A 19924-nucleotide genomic window follows, 5' to 3' on the forward strand; every position below is an offset into this window, starting at 1 on the left:
GTCAGACGTGCACGTCGCCGGTGGTGGTCTCGAGTACTTTTCGCCGATGTAGCGCCTCGATCTCCGTGGGGCTCAGACCGAGAAGCTCGGTGGCGATCTCGGCGGTCTGCTCGCCGATCAGAGGGGCCTGCAGTAGCGGGGGATCGGCGACGTGATCGCAGTGGATCTGCACGTTTTCCACCGTGAACGGGACATCTGCGTGCGGGTGGAGCTCATCACGGAACGATCGCCGCTGCTCGTAATACCCCCATGACGGGAGTTCGTCGGCGTGCATGACGGCGCCCGCGGGCACGCCCGCGGCCTGAAGCTTCTCCATCGCCTCGGTCCGTGAATGCCGCGCGGTCCAGGCCCGCACGGCGTCGGGGTCGACCTCACCGTCGCCGGGCAGACCGATGACCCAGCGCAGCGCCTGCAGTTCGGCGTCGTCACGCACCGTGATCGCGATCCAGTTGTGCTCACCCGCGGCCGGGAACAGTCCCCACGGCGCCCGGCGTCCCGTGCCGGAGCGGGAATGCCCCGCACGTTCGAGGGCATCGGCGGCGATGTCCGCAGCGACATGACTCAGCATCACCTCGGCCTGCGCGATGCTCGCCGACCCGCCCTCGCCGGTGCGTTCCCGGCGCAGGAGCAGTGCGATCGCAGACAGGACGCCGATCCGGGCCGCGACGTGGTCGGGGTACACGGTGACGGTGTCGCAGAACGTCTCGGGCTCGCCCGGGTACACCCACTGACTGGTGAACCCGACGGCCGCGCGGACCAGCGGCCCGTATCCGAGTCGCTTAGCCCATGGACCGCTGGGACCGAAGGCCGAACTGTCGACCACGACGATGCCCGGATTGATCCGGCGCAACGTCGCGTAGTCCATGCCCAGTGCTTCGGCGACGCCGGGTTTGAAATTCGTCAGCACCACATCGGAAACCCGCACCAGGCGGTGCGCGAGCTCGCGGCCTTCCCCCGTGCGCAGATCGAGTCCGATCGAGCGCTTGTTGCGGTGTCCCGCGGCGAACGGCTGGGTCATCGTGGTGAGCTTGCCGACGCGCAGGCCGTCTGGGTGGGCGGAGTGCTCGATCTTGACGACGTCGGCGCCCAGATCGCCGAAGAGCCGGCCGGTGTCGGCGCCGACCACGATGACCCCGAGGTCGAGGACGCGGATCCCTTCCAGCGGCCGGCCCTCCCTTTGGCGCTGCCGGCCGGCCAGCAGCGGAGCGGCGGCCAGCCGTGCGGGCCGCTCGGGGTCCGTGTCCAGTGCGCTGGCGCGGTGCCCGTCGATCTCGCTGACGCCCACCGGGACCGGGGCGACCACACCGGGCGCCAGCTCGACGTTGCGGAAAAAGCCGCGCGCACTGAAGTGTTCGGCGGTCAACGCCTCCGACAAGGTCAGCACCGCCGCCGTCGGAACGCCGTGGGCCTGGCCCTGGGACTCCAACTCGGCGCGGGTCTTGTCGGCGCAGAAGCGGGCGATGGCGGCGAGCAGATGCGGTGAGCGGAAACGCTTTCCGAGCTTGTCGTATGACGGGTCGGCGAACTCCTCGGGACTGCCCATCCACGTGAACATTCCGCGCCACTGCCGTTTGGCCAGAATGCAGATGCGGACGTGGCCGTCCTTGCAGGGGATGATCGGATAGCGCTGGCGTTCGGCGTCCCAGTCGCGTTGCTGTAGCTTCACCGCGACGCCCGCCGACGCGCTGCCCGCCGATCCGAACGGCGGGTCGAGCGTCTGCATCGCCCCGTCGAGGATCGAGAAGTCGATGAGGTCTCCCTCGCCGGTGCGCAGGCGATCCAAGAAGACGGCGACGGTCATCACCGCGGCCTGCGCGGCGGCCACGTGGTAGGGCAGTTCGGCCGGCGGTATCAAGGGCTCGCGGCCCGGGATGCCGGACCGCGACAGCTCGCTGGTCAAGGCGTGGAACACCGGGCCGGTGCCCTGCCAGGTGCGGTAGTCGTTGTCGCGACCGAAGTCGCTGAGCGACAGGACCACCAGCGCCGGGTGCTGCCTGCGGATCTCGCGCACCGCCAGTGTCGCCTCGGCGAGTGACCCCGGCCGGGTGTTCTCGATCAGAATGTCGGTTGCGGCAAGCATTTTCGTGAACTCGTCGCGACCGGCCGCAGTCGAAGGATCCAGCTCCACTGTCTCCATACCGTGCCGGTCGATGGCGGTCTGCACACCTACCCCGGCGACGTGCGGACCCACCACGTCGTCGTCGGTGACACCGAGCAGGTGCAACACCGTCACGCGCGCACCGAGGTCGGCGAGCAGGCGGGCGACGGCGCTCATCGGACCCGAGCTCAGATCGAGGATCCGCGTCCCGGACAGCGGCGGATCGTATGCGGCGGCGTGGGACACAGGTCAGCTCCTGCGGGCCTGGCGGAAGGGGATGTCGCGATCGGCCTCGGGCTCCTTGGGGAGTCCGAGCACGCGCTCGCCGATGATGTTGCGCTGAATCTGGTCGGTCCCGCCGCCGATCGAGGTGAAGAACGCGTTGAGCGTCAGGAAGTTGACGTCGTCGGCCACCGGATTCTCCGGGCCGGCCAACAACGCCTGCGCGCCGATGATCTGTGTCTTCATCGCCGCCTCGGTGTGCAGGATCTTCGACATCGCGAGCTTGCCCAGCGACATGATCGAGCTCGACGTGCCCTGTGTCGTGGCGGCTTTCGCGCGCGCGTTGTTGAGCCGGTTGAGCTCCCGCAGGGCCAGCACCTTCGCCAGGGGGTAGCGCACCGCCGGGTCGTCGAGGACGCCGTGCTCGCGGGCGAGTTCTATCAGACTGTCCGCCTTGCGGTTACGTGAGCCACGGCCGCTGTCGCCCATGATAGAGCGTTCGTAAGCCAGCGCGGTCTGAAGCGCGCGCCAACCGTGGCCCTCACCGCCCAGCAGGTAGTCGTCGGAGACGGTCGCGTCGTTGATGAACACCTCGTTGAAGTGCGATTCGCCGGTGATCTGCACCAGCGGACGCACCTCGATGCCCGGCTGCTTCATCGGCATGATGAACAGGCTGAGGCCCTTGTGCTTGGGCACATCCCAGTCGGTGCGTGCCAGCAGCAACGCATAATCGGCGGTGAGCGCGCCCGACGTCCACACCTTCTGGCCGTTGACCACCCACTGGTCACCGTCGCGGACCGCGGTGGTGCGCACGCTGGCCAGGTCGGAACCCGCGCCGGGCTCGCTGTAGAGCAGGCAGGTGCGGGACCGCTCGACCAGAAAGTCGCGCAGCAGATCGTGTTTGAGCTTCTCGGTGCCGAGCTTGAGCGCGGTGTTGGCCGGGATGTTGTACTTGTCCTGCCGCGATCCCGGCGCCTTGATCGCCGAGAACTCCTGGCCGATGACGGCCGCGAGGTCACTTGGATACCCGCGGCCGAACCACTCGGTGGGGTAGGTGGGCACCGCGTAACCGGCGTCGAGCACCTTCTCCAGCCAGGCGATCCGCTCAGGAGACGACGCCCACGGGTCGTCGGACTTGGGCAGTGGAGTCCAATTGTCGCGCAACCACTCCCGTACCTCGGCGCGGAGCTCGTCGGCGGTGGGCAGCGGACCCGGAAGCGGAGAAGTCATGTCAGGCGCCTTTCGAGACGAGGTAGCGCTCGCGATGCAGGCGCGGGCCGCCGAACAACTGCAGACCGGTGCGCGCTCTGCGCAGGAACAAGTGGGCGGGGTGCTCCCAGGTGAAGCCGATGCCGCCGTGCATCTGAATCGCATTCATGGCGATGGTCTCGTAGGCCTCGGCGCAGGCGAAACCGGCCAATGCGACGGCCCGGGTGGCGGTTTCACTTCGCGCGGCCGTCTCGGCGGCGGCGTGCTGGGCGGCCGACGTCGCATTCTCGACCTCGATCAGAAGGTCGGCGGCCATGTGCTTGAGCGCCTGGAAGCTGCCGATCTGACGACCGAACTGGACACGGGTCTTGAGGTAGTCGACGGTCAGATCGAAGAGCCGGCGCGAGCCGCCCACCTGCTCACCGGCCGACGCGATCACGGCGTGGTCCAGGGCTTGCTGTACGGCGTCCCATCCGGCGGTGCCGAGTCGCCGCGCGGGTGTACCCGCGAAGGTGAACGTCGACAACCGCACGGTCGGGTCGAAAACCGTTGCCGCGGTGCGGGTGAAACCCTCGGCGTCCGGCGCCACCTCGAAGACGCCGACACCGTCGCTGGTGCGCGCGACCACGAGCACGACGTCGGCCACCTGACCCCAGGTGACGTAGTGCGCGGCACCGGTGAGGGCGCCATCTTCGCCGGCCGCGACGTCGACGCCCTCGGCCGTCCAGGAGCCGGACTGTCCGGTGATCGCGACGGTGCCGATGGCCGTCCCACCGGCCAGTCCCGGCAGGAGTCGGCGTTTGTCCTCGGCGGAGCCTGCGGCCTGAACGAGCGCGACCGTCAACACCGCGCTGGAGATGAACGGCGCGGGCAGAAGCGCCGCGCCGGTCTCCTCGGCGACGGCCTCGAGCTCGAGTGTCCCGAATCCGAGACCGCCGAGCTCGTCATCGACGAGCATGCCGAGCACACCCTGTTCGGCGAGCCGGCTCCACAGTTCGCGGTCGAAGCCGTCGTCGGAGGTCATCACCCGGCGCACGTCGTCTTCGGTGCACCTGTCGTCCAGTAAGTCGCGGACCGCCGAGCGCAGTTGGGCGCGCTCGGCCACACTGATCGTCATCCCAACCGCCTCCCTGGCTAGCTGGGTCCATGGTTGGGCCCCGGCGACCGGGTGTAAATCACGAATCGCGACACCGGCGGGTTTCCGTTTGGGACATGCCGCCGCCTGGCCGCCGCGCTTGCCTGGGGGCTACTGCATACGAGCCTGGCCGCGACCGTCGATCAGGGTGTCGAGGCCGCGTTGCCATCTGGCGGAGCGGGCGCGGTCACACACCGTGCGGGTGATCAGGACGACAGCCGCCGCGGTTCCGAGAACGGCGAGCAGGACGAGCGCACCGGCGGTGACGGCTTCCACCGCCGCGTGCCTGGAATCGAACAGTGCGGTGCCGACGGCGCCGGCGATCGGCACGGCGACCAGCGACATGACGACGACCAAGGTCATGATCAGGGCCTCGATCCGATCCACGGAGCGGACCAGGGGGTCGCGGCCCCTCAGGCGCACCAGCGTGGGCCACCGGGGCGGGCGAAGGCTGAAGGTGACCCAGTCCTGGTCGTCACCCGGCCGATCAGCCGTCTGGGGTTGGTCGTTGCCACCCGGGCGGTACACCGCGCTCTCCTCTCACGATCGGGGTTTTGCCTCTTTCACCCATGGTGAACCCGATCGCCGCTTTGGGCTTGCCGGTGCCCGACAACCTCGACGCCACCGGTTGTCGCCGTCCCACAACGCCGTGAGCTCGGGCCGGGGTGCTTCGGCGCGGCGAAGGGCGGGTATCCGTGACCGCCGTCGATTCGGAAGGGCCCGCACATGAGCGATACGCGTAAGCGTCAACTGGGTGATACCGACAGCCCCATCGAGGACGAGCTGGAAGAGGCCTTCCAGAGGATGGTCGACGAAGGCACGCAGCGCCTGCACCGGAGCTGGCGTGAGGTCCTGGTGACTGGATTCTTCGGCGGGACCGAGGTGGCTGTCGGCGTCCTCGCGTACCTGTCGGTGCTGGCCGCCACGCACAACCAGCTGCTCGCCGGAATCGCGTTCTCGATCGGGTTCCTCGCGCTGCTGCTCGGTCGCAGCGAACTGTTCACCGAGGGCTTTCTGGTGCCGGTCACGACGGTGGTGGCCAAACGCGCCGGCATCGGCCAGCTGCTGAAGTTGTGGAGCGGAACGCTGATCGCCAATCTTGTTGGCGGGTGGGCGATCATGTGGCTGATCATGACGGCCTATCCCAAGCTGCATGAGCAGACGATCGAGTCCGCCGGCCACTTCGCCACCGCACCGCTGTCGGCCGAGACGGTGACCTTGTCGCTGCTCGGCGGCATGGTCATCACCTTGATGACGCGCATGCAGCATGGCACGGAGTCGACGTTCGGCAAGATCGCCGCCGCGATCGCAGGCGGCTTCCTGCTTGCCGGCCTGCAGATGTTTCACTCGATTCTGGACTCGCTGTTGATCTTCGGTGCGCTCATCGCGGGTGCGCCGTTCGGTTACGGCGATTGGGCGAGGTGGTTCGGCTATACGGTCGTCGGCAACGTGGTGGGCGGTCTGCTGCTCGTGACCCTGCTTCGGCTGCTGCGCAGTAAGGACCGTTTGAAAGACGAGCGGCAGGACGCGGAGGAGTCGTGAACCTCAGCGGCCGCGCCATCGCGGTGCGCGCTTCTCCTGCCACGCGGTGATGCCTTCGTGCACATCCTCGGTCGCGGCGGCGACCTTGCGCATCGTCTCGCCGAACCGGACCGATTCGATCCAGCCCATGTTGGCCGTGCGCCAGGCCACCTCCTTGGTGGCGCGTTGCGCCAGCGGGGCCGCCTCGGTGAGCGTGCGCGCCCAGGACCGCGCCTCGGTCTGCAGATCGGCGGGTTCGACCAGCCGCCACACCAACCCCATCTCCTTGGCGCGCTCGGCGTCGATCGGTTTACCGGTCAACAGCAACTCCATGGCGTCGGCCCAGCGGACCCGTTCGGGCAGCCGGATCGCGCCGACGATCGTGGGCACGCCGATGGAGACCTCCGGGAATGCGAAAGTGGCTGCGGTGGAGGCGATCACGAAGTCGCAGAAGAGGACACCGGTCAGGCCGTAGCCGATGCACGGACCGTTGACCGCCGCGATAGTCGGCTTGAACAGCTCCATGCCGCTCTCGAACGAGTTGATCGTCGGCTTCTCCCAGAATGTGCCCCCGAAGGTGCCGACCGAGCCCTCGCCGTCCTTGAGGTCACCGCCGGCGCAGAAGACATCGCCGTTGGCGGTGAGGATCCCGACCCACGCGTCCTCGTCGTCGCGGAACCGCTCCCAAGCCGCGTTCAGGCCGCGCCGCACCTCGCCGTTGATCGCGTTGCGCGCTTCGGGCCGGTTGAGGGTGATGGTGGCGATGTGATCGTCCAACTCGTAGGTGACGAGGCTCATGGCTGCACCCTAGCCAGGTGAGATCGCGCCGACATCGGCCGCTAGACCGGGGCCACGCGATCGGACCAGGGCATCGCCTGCTCCAGCTGGGCGGCCAGCCGGATTAGCAGCGACTCACCGGCCAGCGGTGCGACGAACTGCACCCCCAGCGGCAGCCCGTCCGCGGTCCAGTGCAGCGGCAGCGAAATCGCCGGACGCCCCGTCAGATTGGCGAGCTGAGTGTAGGGCACCCAACCGAGGTTCTTGTCCACCATGTCATCGACGATTTTGGTGTAGCGCAACACTTTCGCCGTGCGCGTCTTGATCAGCACGTCCGCGGCGCGCTGCAGCACGACCGGCAGGTCGAACTCGCCGATGGTCGGCGGCGGGGTCGCCAGCGCGGGCGTCAACAGCAGGTCGTACGACTCGAAGAACGCGGTGAGTCTGCGCGTGTGCTCGTGGCGCCGCTGCACGGCGTCCACATAGTCGACACCGCTCGTGGCCCGGCCCAGCGCGGCAAGGATGAGCGTGTCGCGTTCGAACGCGTCGTCTCCGGCGCCCGAGATGCGTTTGGCTTCATCGAGTTCCAACGCGGTGTAGACGAACCACGTGAGCAGGAAGTCGCGCGCCAGGGCCGCGTCATCGAAGGGGGCACTTTGAAGTTCGTCGACGTGGTGGCCGAGTTCGGTCAGCGTTCGTACGGTCGCCTCGACGGCAGCCGCGGCTTCGGGATGCGGTGACGGATTGATCGCCGAGGGCACCCGCACACCGATACGCAGGGCGCCCGGTTCGGCTCCCACACAGGACGCGAATGTCGAGGACGGAATGCCGGGCACATACGGACCCCATGGTTCGCCGCCGCGAATGACGTCGAGCATCGCCGCTGTGTCCCGGACGGTTCGTGACACCACGCCCTGCACGGCCGCACCGTGCATGGACTCACCGGTCGCGGGTCCCGACGGGGTCAGCCCGCGGCCCGGTTTGAGCCCGACGAGGCCACAGCATGCCGCGGGTATCCGGATCGAACCGCCGCCGTCGTTCGCCCCGGCGCACGGCACGATCCCGGCCGCGACCGCGGCGGCCGACCCACCCGACGAGCCGCCCGGCGTCCGGGTCAGGTCCCACGGATTGCGGGCCGGGCCCCACGCGTCCGGTTCGGTGATCCCCTTCGCCCCGAACTCGGGGGTGTTGGTCTTACCGAAGATGACCAAGCCGGCGTCCTGCCACCGCCGGACGATCTCCGAGTGCTCGGCCACCGGTTTCGACATCAGGGCGCGCGATCCCCGCGACGTCGGCAACCCCGCGTAGTCCTGGGCGAGGTCCTTGATCAGGAACGGAACGCCCGAGAACGGGCCTGCGGCCGCATCCGCCGGCGAAGCCGGGACGTCACGGACGATCGCGTTGATCCGCGGGTTGACCGCGGCGGCACGGTTTCTCGCCAGGTCCAGCAACTCTGCGGGCGTCACCTCGCCGTCGGCGACGAGCTCTGCCAGTCCGGTGGCGTCGTGACCGCGGTATTCCTCAAAGTTCACCGTTCGACCGTACGTGGCGCCGCCCGAGCGGTGGGCGCCCCTCGGCCGACGGGTCAGTGCACGGCCGAGCGCGGCCTGGCGCAGCCGACGGCGACAGGTGCCAGGCTGGGGACCATCGGCTGCTGCTTGCGTTCATCGCGCACCAACCGCCTGTGCAGCGCTCGCTCGTCGCGTTTGGTCAGCGCGCGCCTGCGGCTGACCAGGAGGTCCAGTTGTTGCCAGCTGAGCCCGTCGAGCTCGCCGTCCTCGTCATGGGTGGCGACGACGACGCCTCCGCGCAGCAGGGGAACGGTCTTCGGGGTGAAGGTGCTGGTCGCCAGCAGCAGCTCGGTGGCTTTTCGGTTGGGGCGCCGCTGGCAGCGCTGCGTCGACGGGCTGAACCAGAAGTCGAACTGCCGGTCGGCGCTGGTCAGGCACTGCAGGCCCTGATCCTCTACGAGTTGGTCGATATCCGCGGTGGTATAGGCGCGGGTTTCATAAACGGGGCCGTTGGTGCTGAAGTACAGGACGGTGTTCATGGCGAATTCCCATTCGTCTCTTTCTTCGGTGTGGGGGCCGGCCGTGTGACCGGTCTGTTATCAAAGTTACCCGAGTGATGAAAGTGACAAACCTCGGTAACGATCCAATCACAGTGGAGATGGCCTGAACCGCAGCTCAGAGCTGGTTTTTCCAGGTCAAGAGCGGGTCGCCCGGGGGATCTCGGTCAGCCGAACTCGAGCAAGGTGTACGCGCCGCGGAAGTTGCGCGTGGGCTTGAACCGCCAGAAGGCGGGAAAGGCCTTCTCGAAGAACCAGCCCCGCCCCGAGGGCATGGGGAGGTCGTGTACGGCGCGGATCCCGGGGATGGTGTCCGGGAGTGCGGCCAACTGCGCGGCCGACAGGCTGAAGGGCATCGGCGGAACACGGTAGCGGCGCGACGACCGCATGCCCTTCGGCGCGAGCTTCTTGACCAGGACCGGGGGGAGGTCGAAGACCATCTGCCCGCCCGGGAAGCGCGCCGCGCACGCGGCGATCAGCCCCATGGCCTCCTCGGGCTGCAGGTACATCAGCAACCCCTCCGCGGTGATGAAGACGCCGTTGCTGTCGTCGACCTTCTCCATCCACGAGTAGTCCAGTGCCGACTGGGCCAGCGTGGTGATCCGCGGCGATGCGGGCAGCAGCTTTTCGCGCAGCTCGATGACTGGCGGCAAATCGACCGTCAGCCAGCGGAATTCGGCATGAGGCAGCAAGGTGTTGAGCCGCCAGAAGCTGGTCTGCAGGCCCTCGGCCAGCGCGACCACGGTGGCGCGCGGATGCTCGGCCAGATATCGGCTCGCCGCTCGGTCGAACGCCAACGAGCGCAAGCCCATCTCCTGGCCCTTGCGGCCGAACTTGTCGAAGTCGAAGTCGATCGCGTCGACGAGGCGGATCGCCATCGGATCGTCGATGATCGCGTTCGGATGACGGGCCTGATGGGCCCTTCCGTTCAGCGTCAGCAGCGCGGTCTCGGAGACCCCGGTGAGGGCGATGTCGTCGGCTTTCCGGTCGTCTGCGTCATCCACCACATCGAACCTACCTGTGCGCGCCCGACGTCAGACCAGGTAGATCACGAACACCGTCACCAGTAGCAGGCCCAGCCAGGCGTCGGTGGACCGCTTGAGCCAGCGCGGTCCGGTGTTCACCTCCATGAAGTTGCGAATGATCAACCGCGCCTTGACGAAGGTCAGTGCCAGAACCAGCGCAGTGATCGAGGTGCTCGCGTGCACGGTGTCGGTGAAGTGGGCCGGCGCCAGCCACCATGCGCCGACGGTGATCGCGGTGAGCACCACCCAGGTCCACGCCATGGTCTTGGTCGCGGTGCTGTGGCGTCGGGTCTCCGATGTGCTGGTCACTGTCACCTCATCACGTAGAGCAGTCCGAAGATGATCACCCAGAGCAGGTCGACCATGTGCCAGTACACGGCACCCGACTCGACCATCGATGTCCTGCGCCTGCCGGGGTTGCCCAGTTCGCGAACGATGACCCCGAGCACGATCAGACCGATCAGCACGTGCACCAGGTGCACCCCGGTCAGCACGTAGTAGAAGGAGTAGAACATCTCGGAGTTCGTGTGGCCCGCCGAGATCTTGCTGGCCCATTCGTAGCCCTTGAACCCGATGAACAGCAGTCCGCAGAAGCCGCCCGCGTAGACGAACCTGATCGCTTGGACGTGCGAGCCGCCTCGGGCCGCCAGCACGCTGCGGGCGATGAACCACGAACTGGTCAACAGGATCACGGTGTTGAGCACCCCGATGTTGATGTCGAGGTGCTGCTGGGCGGCGAGGAACTCGGCCGGGTTCATGGCTCGGTAGACCATGAAGATGACGAAGTATCCGGCGAAGATGACCAGGTCACCCAGCACCATCACCCACATGTGGATGTCGCCGGGCAGATGGCCGGCCGACGGGGCCGCCGCGGTGGAGGCCGGCGCGGGCCCGGCCGGTGACGGCAGTTCCCGTGAATCAGACTGTGTCACAGCGCAATCCTCAATCCAGAGCCGGGGCATCGATCGGTTCGCGGTTGGTGGCCCGTTTGAGCAGGACGATCAGCGCGCCCAGCCAGAGGCTGAACACCACCACCGACCACCAGAACGCGAGCGAACCGTTCCAGGCGAACGGACCCGAGTAGGCCACGAACATCTGGGTCGCGATGACCTCGGTGACGATCTGCCAGATAGTCACGTAGGCAAACCATTTCGGGAAGATGTCGTGCTTGTCGTAGAGGATCGCGAGCGCGAACACCAGATAGGCCGCCGAGAAACACCCCAGCGAGCCGTTGTAGGACAGCATCCCCAGGTCGTAGAGCATGCTGACGAGCTCGGGGTCGCGGTCGACCCGGAAGGTGGCGGTCAGAAAGCAGACCGCGACCAGAAGGAACCCCGGCAGCGCCCCGACCCCCATGCCGCCGATGTAGCCGTAGGCGAACACGGAGCCGACCGACATGCGCAGGATGAAATACGCCACCAGCCCGTTGGTGACGGCCGCCCCGCCGAGCAGGATCAGCAACACGCAGAAGCCGACCCGAATCGTCAGCCCGTTCTCGGCGAAGAACGCGACCTTGTCGGCGGCGGTGACGTCGGGACGCGGCGGCGGCGTCACCCTGGCCAGTACGCAGATGATGACGCCGAAAACCGCATACCAGGCCGGAAAGAACCAACAGACCAGCCGCACATCGCGTTTCCCGCCCGGTGGCCCGTCGGATTGCCGGGTGAACCGGCGCGTGAGCAGCGTGCTCACTGCGTGACACCCTCGTCGTGCGCCTGTTTGAGCACCGCCCGGCGCAGCACGAAGAACATCACGACGACGAACAACGCGAACGCCCCGTTGCGCACCCAGAAGGACAGCAGCCCGTCCCATGCCAGCGGGCCGGTGTGGAACACGGCCGCACCGGCCGCGGGCACCATCGCCAGGCCGGTGGCCAACGAGTAATGACCGACCCAGCGCGGGAAGACCGGGTCGGGCCCGTCGTCGAAGTAGACCGCCACGGCCAGCAGCACGAACTGTGTGACGACCATGCCGACCGGGGCGATGAACACGATCCACGCCAGGTCGTTGAGCACCAGCACGACGTCGGGGTTACGGCCGGGGCGGAACGCCGCGACCAGGAAGAAGATGTTCGACAGGGCGAAAATCGTTGCGCCGCTGACGATCGCGGTGAGATAGCAATAGGCGAAGACGTGGCTCTGCGTCTTCATCCGCTTCATCTGCACGACGATCACCATGAAGAACGGCAGGATCATGATTCCGCACAGGTTGAACGTGACCTGGCTGAATCGGATCCACGCGGTGTTGTCGGCGTAGAACGCCGCGACCTGGTCGGCGGACAGCAGCGGTGACAGTGGCGGCCAGAAACCGGGGAACGCCAGTAGCGCGGCCAACAACACCACCCCGACCACCGGCCCGGTCCACAGGCTGACCCATTGAGCCCGGATGTTGCCCGCCTTCGGCAGGTCCTGCACCTGTTCCAGGATCTGCACCGCACCCTCCATTTGACTCGAGTCAATTCCCATGCGGCTCGGCTGCCGCAGCAAGCGCCCCGGCGCACCCGGCCTACGACCCAAAAGCGTTCGCTTTCAGTCGGTGTTCCTGCAGGACCGTATCGGTTCCCGGCTTGGAAGGGAACCCCGAAATCTGATTTGAGTCAGTTTCTCCTGTGTCGTGCGTAGAGTCTCATCAAGCGGAGCCCCACGAACACGGAACGGACAGCAGTGCTCAAACCCGAGAGAATCGAGCGCGGCAAGAAAGGCCTTCAGACGCGTGAACGCCTGCTCGGCGCGGCCATCGCCGAGTTCAAGCGCGGCGGAATCGCGGCGGCCGACATCGGTGCCATCGTTTCGGCGGCCGGCGTCGCGCACGGCACCTTCTTCTTCCACTTCCCGACCAAGGAACACGTCCTTCTCGAGCTGGAGCTGCGTGAACAGGAGCGCATGGCCGCGGAGCTGACGCGGTCCTACCGACGGCCTCACGATGTGCGCACGACGCTGGCGAAGGCGGTCACCGTGCTCGAGGCGCTCGAACGCAGACTCGGCGCACGCTTGTTCAAAGACTTTCTCGCCCTACATTTCTCGACGACCCGAGCCCCGTCCGAAGAATGGACCGTACATCCGGTCATCGTCGCCGTCGTCGAAGAGCTGCGCCGCGCACAGGACAGAGGGGAGATTCCCCGTGACGTCGACGTGATGCTGAATGGGATCTCGTTCCTCGTCGGCCTCTACGCGTTGCTCATCACGATGCCCGAGGCTCCCAAGATCCGCCGTCCCGTCATCGACGGATACCTCACCACGTACATGTACGGATTACGCGCGCAGTGACGGGCGCTCACCCGGCAAGCACGAACGAGAGGAAGAATCCCCCCGCGGTCGCGAACGCGTTGAGCGGCCGGCCGTGTTCGAAAGCCTCCGGCATGAGCGTGTCGGCGAGTGATGCCAGAACCGCGCCGCCGGCGAAGGACAACGCGACCGCCAGCAGGGTGTCGTCCAATCCGGAAGCGACCGAACGACCCAGCACCACGGCGGCGGCCAGCAACACCGCACACAGCAGCCATGTCAGCACGACGGCGCGGGCGCTGGTCCCTGACTCGCGCATCGCGACCGCGCCGACGAGGGACTCCGGCAGATTCGAGAAGAAGATCGCCACCAGCAGTGACAGCGAGACACCACCCACCAGGGAGACACCGAGGGCAAGGTTCTCAGGCACGCCGTCCAACGTCACCGCGGCCAACAATGCGAAACCGACCCCGCCGCGGGCTCCGGAAGTGGCGACCTCGCGGCTGTCGGGCCCGGATTTACCGCTGATGTACTTGTCCAACGCGGTGTCGACGGCGACGAACGTGGCGGCGCCGGCGAGCAGGCCGAGACCCGAGCGCACCGCACCGCCCATGTGGTACGCGTCTTCGAAAAGCTCGAACGCCAGCGCGGAGATCAGCGCCCCGCTCGCGAAGGCGAGCAGCACGCCCGTCACCCGTTTCGGTGGACTCCATTTCGCACCCACCATCGAGCCGATGACGAGGGCGCTGGATGCGGCCAGGCCGAACCATACTGCCGTCAGCACGGCGGCTTGATGCCCCTGCCCGCCGATTTTCAAACCGGACGCACCCGCGCGGCGATTGCCGCGGGCACGCGATGGGTATCTGAGCTCAGCGTCGAGGGGAGGCACGTGACGTCGCCACCGGAGCTGGGCTGTCCCAAACGGATGGAGTTCGGTCCGTGTGGTGGTGTGCGCCCCGACGGCCAGTGCGAGATGCGACCGGGCCCCTGCATGTTCACCGAGGTGGTGCCGTGGACAGGACCGCGGCACGAACCCCTCCCGGTCAGGGCGCCGCTGGTGCTCACCGACTTCAGCAGCGTCGCTTCGACGCGCAAGACGTCGCCGCGACCGCCGCTCTGCTCGCACCTTCGTGTGACGCCGTGCTGGTCGGCGAGCATCAGAACAAGCCGGACTTCCCGCCGACGCTGATGGGTAGCCTTCTGCTCGACGCCGGCGTGACGCCGTGGATCACGCTGTCGTGTCGGGACCGCAACCGGGTGGTCCTCGAGCAGGAACTGCGGGGGTTGCGCAGCATCGGCGTAAAGACCGCGATGTGCGTGACGGGCGACGGGCGAGGTTACGACGTGCGGCCCGACGTGACGCAGACCTTCGATCTGGACGGGCCACGCCTGGTCGAGCTCGCGGCATCGATCGGCATGATCGCGGCGGTACCCGAGACTCCGACGGCGCCGCCGGTCGCCGGCAGACCCGCTCGCCTGGTGGAAAAGCAGCGCGCCGGAGCCAGTCTGGCGGTCCTTAACCACGTACCGTTCCCGGCCATGATCGCCGATTTCATGCAGTCGGCGCGGGCCGCAGGCCTGTCCATCCCGGTGATCGCGGCCGTCGCGGTGTTCACCGACCACGTGTCCGCCGCCGTGCTGCAGGGCTTGCCGGGACTCGACCTCGACCCGTCGGTGACCGACCGCGTCCTGGGTGCCGCCGATCCGGTGGTGGCGGGAATCGAGGCGGCGGTCGCCGAAGCGCAGGCGTTGTTGTCGATCGACGGAGTCGAGGGAGTGAACGTCTCCGGGCTGGCCTCGGCATCGGGTGCCCGGGTCGGGGCCGAGATCAAGGCCGAAGTGGGACGCCGTGTTCGGGAGGTGGCCGCGTGAGTGAGGCGATGGAGGCCGAGTTCGACACGGTCGCCGAGTGGACGGCGCAGGTGGCGGCGGACCTGGGCCCGGACTATCACATCCCCGCGGCGTGCCGCGGCAGCGGTAGCCCCGCCGCGCTGGACTGGCTCATCGAGCACATGGGGCTCTCGGAGGGCGACTCGCTGCTGGATTGCGGTGCGGGCGTCGGCGGACCGGCGGCCTACGCCGCGCAGCAGCGCTCGGTGCGACCGGTGCTGGTCGAGCCCGAAACCGGAGCGTGCCACGCGGCGGCCAGGCTGTTCGATCACCCGGTGATCTGTGGGCTCGGATCGGCGCTGCCGATCGCCGACGCGAGGTTCGACGCGGCGTGGTCGCTGGGGGTCCTGTGCACCACACCGGATCAGCTCTCGCTTCTGAACGAGTTGCGCCGCACGGTCCGGCCCGGCGGGTGCGTCGGGCTGCTCGCGTTCGTGGCGCACCGCGCGATCCCCGACGATCTTCTGCCGGACAATCACTTCCCCACCCCGGAGCGCCTCGACGCGTTGATCCAGCAGGCGACCCTCCTCCCCGAGGTACGGCGCAGCACCGCCGACCTACCCGAAATCCCCGCGGCCTGGGAGGAACGCGCCGAAAAGGTGGAGGCCGCGCTGTCCGAGCGGCACGGCCACAAGCGAGCGTGGCGGCTGGCCGAAGAGCAGAGCAGCGACATCGGCCGGCTGCTCGAAAACGGAACGCTGACCGGCGAACTCCTGATCCTGCGTCACGCCCGGTGACCGGCCGGGTTTCGGGCCGCGCCGGTTCGGAAACCCTGACGCCATGGGCCGCACCGTACGTGGTTTCGCCGCCGCGGCCGCCTCGACGTTGGGTGCCGTGGCCGCGCGAGACCTGTTCCAGCGCAGACACGCGCTTCTGCGAAACTTCCCCGTCGTCGGGCATGCGAGGTACCTACTCGAAGCCATCGGCCCGGAGCTGAGGCAGTACATCGTCGCGGCCAACGATGAGGAACGGCCGTTCACCCGGGACCAGCGACGGTGGGTGTACGCATCGGCCAAGAAAGAGAACAACTACTTCGGCTTCGGCACCGACAACGACCTGGAGTACACCGCCGGCTACCCGGTGATCAAACATCGCACGTTCGCCAGGACCGTCCCGCCCACCTCGCCCGGCACCAGCCGCGAGATAGAGGTGCCCTGCGCCAAGGTGATCGGGGCGGCGCGCGGTCGTCGCGCCGCGTTCCGGCCGAACTCGGTGGTCAACATCTCCGCGATGAGCTTCGGATCGCTGTCGGCCAACGCGGTAGAGGCACTCAACAGGGGAGCGGTGCTGGCCGACTGTCTGCACAACACCGGTGAGGGCGGCGTCTCGCGCTACCACCGGCACGGCGGCGAACTGATCTTCCAGATCGGCACCGCCTACTTCGGGTGCCGCGACGCCGAGGGCCGCTTCGATCTGGCCAAGCTCAAGGACGTGGTGGCCGGTGCGCCGGTGCGTGCCCTGGAGATCAAGCTCAGTCAGGGCGCCAAACCGACCCTCGGCGGGCTGCTGCCCGCTCCCAAGGTCTCCGCCGAGATCGCCGCCGCCCGCGGAATCCCGCAGGGACGCGACTGTGTCAGCCCGTCGCGGCACGCGGAATTCTGCGACACCGACAGCCTTCTGGATTGGGTGGAACTGCTCGCGGCCGAGACGGGTCTGCCGGTGGGGATCAAGTCGGCTGTCGGCGACCTCGAATTCTGGTGTGAGCTGGCCGATCTCATGCGGGACACGAATCGTGGCGTGGACTTCATCTCGATCGACGGTGGCGAGGGCGGCACCGGCGCCGCGCCGCTGATCTTCACCGACACCGTCTCACTGCCGTTCCAGCTGGGCTTCGCGCGCACGTACCGGATCTTCGCCGAACGGGGCCTGCACGAGGACGTCGTGTTCATCGGCGCAGGCAAGCTCGGCCTGCCGGACAACGCCGTCGTCGGGTTCGCGCTCGGCTGCGACATGGTCTACGTCGCGCGTGAGGCGATGCTGGCGATCGGCTGCATCCAGGCGCAGAAGTGCCACACCGACACGTGCCCGACCGGAGTCGCCACCCAGAACGCCTGGCTGGCGCGCGGCCTGGTGCCCGAGGTCAAGGCCGAGCGCGTCGCGAACTACGTCAAGACGCTGCGCCGCGACCTGGTCAAGGTGGCCGAGGCGTGCGGCGTCGAGCACCCCGGGCTGATCAGCACCGAAGACGTCGACATCCTCGACACCCGCACCGCCTCCACACCGTTGCACGAGGTGTACGGCTACGAGCCGGGCATGGGGCTGCCGTCGGAGGCGGACCGCAAAGAGATCGTGCGGCTGATGACGTGTCGCGAACCCGACGGGCACTCCGCGCCACCGTCGTCATCCGCCGTCCGATGACCTCGCGCGGCCGCGCCGCGAGTGGGAAGCTGGAATCATCGCCGTGACGGCGGGCGCGCACCGCCCACGTTTGTCGAACGGCGCCGACGGGGATGTTCAGACAAGTCCTGAGCATTCTCGAGCACCGGAGCCGGAGGCTGCATGCAACCGATATCACCGACCGACCTGATCTTTCTGCTCGGCGAATCCCGCGAGCACCCAATGCATGTCGGCGGTCTGACGCTGTACAAGCCCCCGGAGGACACCGGACCCGACTTCCTGCGCGGGATCTACGACGCCCTGGTCGCACAAACCGAGGTGCAGCCGACGTTCCGGAAGCATCCGGCGTTCTTCGGTGGGGTCACCAACCTGGTGTGGACGTCGGACAAGGAGGTCGATCTCGACTACCACCTGCGCCGCTCGGCCCTACCCGCGCCGGGCCGGGTGCGCGAGCTTCTGGAGCTGGTCTCGAGGTTGCACGGCACGCTGCTCGACCGGCATCGTCCGTTGTGGGAGGCGCACCTGATCGAGGGCCTCGACGACGGACGCTTCGCGGTGTACACGAAGTTCCACCATTCGCTGATCGACGGGGTGTCGGCGATGAAGCTGGTACAGCGGACGCTTTCCACCGATCCAGGCGACACCACGATTCAGGCGCCGTGGAGCCTGCCGCCGCGCAGCAGGTCGGGCCCGAAAGACCGCCCGTCACTGCTGCGGACGCTGACCGACGCCGCGGGTTCCGTCGCCGGTGCCGCGCCGACCACGCTGTCGCTGGCCCGCGCCGCGCTGCTGGAACAGGAACTGACCCTTCCGTTCCGCGCGCCGAAGACGATGTTGAACGTGCGCATCGGCGGGGCGCGGCGGGTGGCCGCCCAGTCGTGGGCGCTGGAGCGCATCCAGAAGGTGAAAAGCGCTGCGGGCGTGACCGTCAACGACGTCGTGCTGGCGATGTGCGCGGGGGCGTTGCGGGCGTACCTGGCGGAGGAGAACGCGCTGCCGGACACGCCGCTGGTCGCGATGGTCCCGGTGAACCTGCGCACCGAAAAGGACGCGGACAACGGCGGCAACCTGGTCGGCGCCATCCTGTGCAACCTCGCCACCGACGTCGAGGACCCGGTGCAGCGGCTGGAGACGATCGCGAAGTCGATGCGCGACAACAAGAAGGTGTACGCGGAACTGCCGCGGGTTCAGCAACTGGCGGTGTCGGCGTTGCTGGTCGGTGGGTTGGCGCTCGGACTGCTGCCGGGATTCGTCGCCACCGCGCCCCCGCCGTTCAACATCGTGATCTCGAACGTGCCGGGCGCGCGGCAGCCGATGTACTGGAACGGCGCCCGGCTCGACGGCAACTACCCGTTCTCGATTCCGCTCGACGGGCAGGCGCTCAACATCACGCTGGCCAACAACGCCGAGAACCTCGACTTCGGGCTGGTCGGCGACCGCCGCAGCGTGCCGTCGCTGCAGCGCCTGCTCGGCCACCTCGAGACGTCGCTCAAGGACCTGGAGCGCGCGGTCGGCGTGTAGCGGGCGTCATACCCGTCGGCCATCCCGTCGCGCTTTCGGTATACCGTTCCCCGTATGAGTCGAGTCGCGATCATCACGGGCGGTGCAGGTGGTATGGGTCAGGCGACGGCCCGCATCGTCGGGCGTGACCATGCCCTTGTCCTGTGCGACGTCAGGAAGGACCGGCTCGACACCGCGGCCGCAGCGTTGGCCGACGCCGGCATCACGGCCACCGTCGTTCACGGCGACGTCACCGACCGGGCGGCGGTCGACCGGCTCTTCGAAACCGCGAGCGGCCTCGGAACGGTCGGGTCGGTGATCCACACCGCGGGCGTGAGCCCCAGCATGGGCGAGGCCGAATATGTCATGCGCACCAACGCGATCGGCACGCTCAACGTCAACGAGGCGTTCTTCGAGGCGGCGGCCGAGGGCGCGGCGATCGTGAACGTCGCGTCGATGGCCGCGCACATGCTGCCCGACGAGCTGCTCCCGAAAAGCCAATTCCCGCAAGCGTTCACGGACCAAAAGGCGTTCATGACGCACATGCTGGACGCGTGTGACATCGCCGGCCCGGAAGGCCGCTCGGGTATCGCGTACGCGATCAGCAAGAGCTTCGTCAGGTGGTACAGCTCGTCGCAGGCCGAACGGTTCAACGGCAAGGGCCTGCGCATCGTCTCGGTCTCCCCGGGGTCCGTCGACACCGAGATGGGCAGGCTGGAAGAGCAGGCGGGCGCCGGTGCGATGGTGGCCGACGCCGCCGTCCCGCGATGGGGTAAACCCGAGGAGATGGCCGAGTTGTTCGCGTTCTGCGTGAGTCCCAAGGCGGGCTACCTCACCGGAACCGACATCCTCAACGACGGTGGTGTGGTCGCGTCCATGACGGAGCGGGCGCGGAAGGCAGCCGAAAGCGCTTGAGGCGCA

At 67.8% G+C, this 19924-nt stretch carries 19 protein-coding genes and 1 pseudogene; 7 read left to right on the forward strand and 13 right to left on the reverse strand.

What is annotated here, in order from left to right:
- Position 1: 1 nt before the first annotated feature.
- The 4 genes from AU197_RS07665 to AU197_RS07680 all read right to left on the reverse strand — a co-directional run bounded on the left by AU197_RS07665 (position 2) and on the right by AU197_RS07680 (position 5192).
- Positions 2–2344 carry a CaiB/BaiF CoA-transferase family protein gene (locus AU197_RS07665; protein ID WP_064401941.1) on the reverse strand — a complete coding sequence of 781 codons (2343 nt, stop codon included), beginning with the start codon at positions 2342–2344 and terminating at the stop codon, positions 2–4.
- A 3-nt stretch (positions 2345–2347) separates the two neighbouring features.
- The gene (locus tag AU197_RS07670) at positions 2348–3550 is read right to left on the reverse strand and encodes an acyl-CoA dehydrogenase family protein (protein ID WP_064401942.1); all 1203 of its coding nucleotides are present in this window, start codon (positions 3548–3550) and stop codon (positions 2348–2350) included.
- 1 nt (position 3551) lies between these two features.
- Positions 3552–4646, reverse strand: coding sequence for an acyl-CoA dehydrogenase family protein (locus AU197_RS07675; RefSeq protein WP_064401943.1), 1095 nt, complete (start codon positions 4644–4646; stop codon positions 3552–3554).
- A 129-nt stretch (positions 4647–4775) separates the two neighbouring features.
- A complete protein-coding gene (locus tag AU197_RS07680) occupies positions 4776–5192 on the reverse strand; it encodes a hypothetical protein (RefSeq protein WP_064401944.1) in 417 nt (138 codons plus the stop codon).
- A gap of 198 nt (positions 5193–5390) precedes the next feature.
- Here AU197_RS07680 and AU197_RS07685 point away from each other — a divergent pair, with 198 nt between their 5' ends.
- Positions 5391–6206, forward strand: coding sequence for a formate/nitrite transporter family protein (locus AU197_RS07685; protein WP_064401945.1), 816 nt, complete (start codon positions 5391–5393; stop codon positions 6204–6206).
- Between the two features lie 3 nt (positions 6207–6209).
- Here the strand turns inward: AU197_RS07685 and AU197_RS07690 are convergent, their stop codons facing one another.
- The 8 genes from AU197_RS07690 to AU197_RS07725 form a co-directional block, all read right to left on the reverse strand.
- Complete coding sequence (locus tag AU197_RS07690; protein ID WP_064401946.1) at positions 6210–6983, reverse strand: enoyl-CoA hydratase/isomerase family protein; 774 nt, start codon at positions 6981–6983, stop codon at positions 6210–6212.
- A 41-nt stretch (positions 6984–7024) separates the two neighbouring features.
- Positions 7025–8494 (reverse strand): amidase, encoded by a 1470-nt coding sequence (locus AU197_RS07695; RefSeq protein ID WP_064401947.1) that lies wholly within the window; start codon positions 8492–8494, stop codon positions 7025–7027.
- Positions 8495–8547: 53 nt separating this feature from the next.
- Positions 8548–9012: a hypothetical protein gene (locus tag AU197_RS07700; RefSeq protein ID WP_064401948.1), complete on the reverse strand. Its 465-nt coding sequence runs from the start codon at positions 9010–9012 to the stop codon at positions 8548–8550.
- 185 nt (positions 9013–9197) lie between these two features.
- On the reverse strand, positions 9198–10037 hold the full coding sequence (locus AU197_RS07705; RefSeq protein WP_502687864.1) for a class I SAM-dependent methyltransferase: 840 nt from the start codon (positions 10035–10037) through the stop codon (positions 9198–9200).
- Between the two features lie 27 nt (positions 10038–10064).
- Positions 10065–10316, reverse strand: a complete 252-nt coding sequence (locus AU197_RS07710; RefSeq protein WP_064402011.1) for a cytochrome C oxidase subunit IV family protein — start codon at positions 10314–10316, stop codon at positions 10065–10067.
- A 50-nt stretch (positions 10317–10366) separates the two neighbouring features.
- Positions 10367–10885 carry a cytochrome c oxidase subunit 3 gene (locus AU197_RS07715; RefSeq protein ID WP_197415486.1) on the reverse strand — a complete coding sequence of 173 codons (519 nt, stop codon included), beginning with the start codon at positions 10883–10885 and terminating at the stop codon, positions 10367–10369.
- A gap of 112 nt (positions 10886–10997) precedes the next feature.
- The gene (locus AU197_RS07720; RefSeq protein WP_064401949.1) at positions 10998–11747 is read right to left on the reverse strand and encodes a hypothetical protein; all 750 of its coding nucleotides are present in this window, start codon (positions 11745–11747) and stop codon (positions 10998–11000) included.
- The gene (locus AU197_RS07725) at positions 11744–12487 is read right to left on the reverse strand and encodes a hypothetical protein (protein ID WP_064402013.1); all 744 of its coding nucleotides are present in this window, start codon (positions 12485–12487) and stop codon (positions 11744–11746) included. Before AU197_RS07725 ends, AU197_RS07720 begins: the two co-directional genes overlap by 4 nt.
- A 231-nt stretch (positions 12488–12718) precedes the next feature.
- On the opposite strand from AU197_RS07725, the gene AU197_RS07730 reads away from it, so the two are divergent.
- Complete coding sequence (locus AU197_RS07730) at positions 12719–13321, forward strand: TetR family transcriptional regulator (RefSeq protein WP_064401950.1); 603 nt, start codon at positions 12719–12721, stop codon at positions 13319–13321.
- 7 nt (positions 13322–13328) lie between these two features.
- Here AU197_RS07730 and AU197_RS07735 read toward each other — a convergent pair whose 3' ends face one another.
- Complete coding sequence (locus AU197_RS07735; protein ID WP_064401951.1) at positions 13329–14060, reverse strand: ZIP family metal transporter; 732 nt, start codon at positions 14058–14060, stop codon at positions 13329–13331.
- A gap of 141 nt (positions 14061–14201) precedes the next feature.
- Between AU197_RS07735 and AU197_RS07740 the strand changes: the two are divergent.
- The 5 genes and pseudogenes from AU197_RS07740 (at position 14202) to AU197_RS07760 (ending at position 19918) form a co-directional block, all read left to right on the forward strand.
- Positions 14202–15148 (forward strand): annotated as a pseudogene (locus AU197_RS07740) (methylenetetrahydrofolate reductase).
- A complete protein-coding gene (locus AU197_RS07745; RefSeq protein WP_231744856.1) occupies positions 15145–15903 on the forward strand; it encodes a class I SAM-dependent methyltransferase in 759 nt (252 codons plus the stop codon). Before AU197_RS07740 ends, AU197_RS07745 begins: the two are co-directional and overlap by 4 nt.
- Positions 15904–15946: 43 nt before the next feature.
- Positions 15947–17524: an FMN-binding glutamate synthase family protein gene (locus tag AU197_RS07750; RefSeq protein WP_064401952.1), complete on the forward strand. Its 1578-nt coding sequence runs from the start codon at positions 15947–15949 to the stop codon at positions 17522–17524.
- 141 nt (positions 17525–17665) lie between these two features.
- A complete protein-coding gene (locus AU197_RS07755; RefSeq protein ID WP_064401953.1) occupies positions 17666–19024 on the forward strand; it encodes a WS/DGAT/MGAT family O-acyltransferase in 1359 nt (452 codons plus the stop codon).
- A gap of 54 nt (positions 19025–19078) precedes the next feature.
- Entirely contained in the window at positions 19079–19918 is an 840-nt protein-coding gene (locus tag AU197_RS07760) for an SDR family oxidoreductase (RefSeq protein WP_064401954.1), read from the forward strand.
- The last annotated feature ends 6 nt before the right edge of the window (positions 19919–19924 follow it).

The sequence above is a fragment of the Mycobacterium sp. IS-1590 genome (assembly GCF_001500025.1).
Lineage (GTDB): Bacteria > Actinomycetota > Actinomycetes > Mycobacteriales > Mycobacteriaceae > Mycobacterium.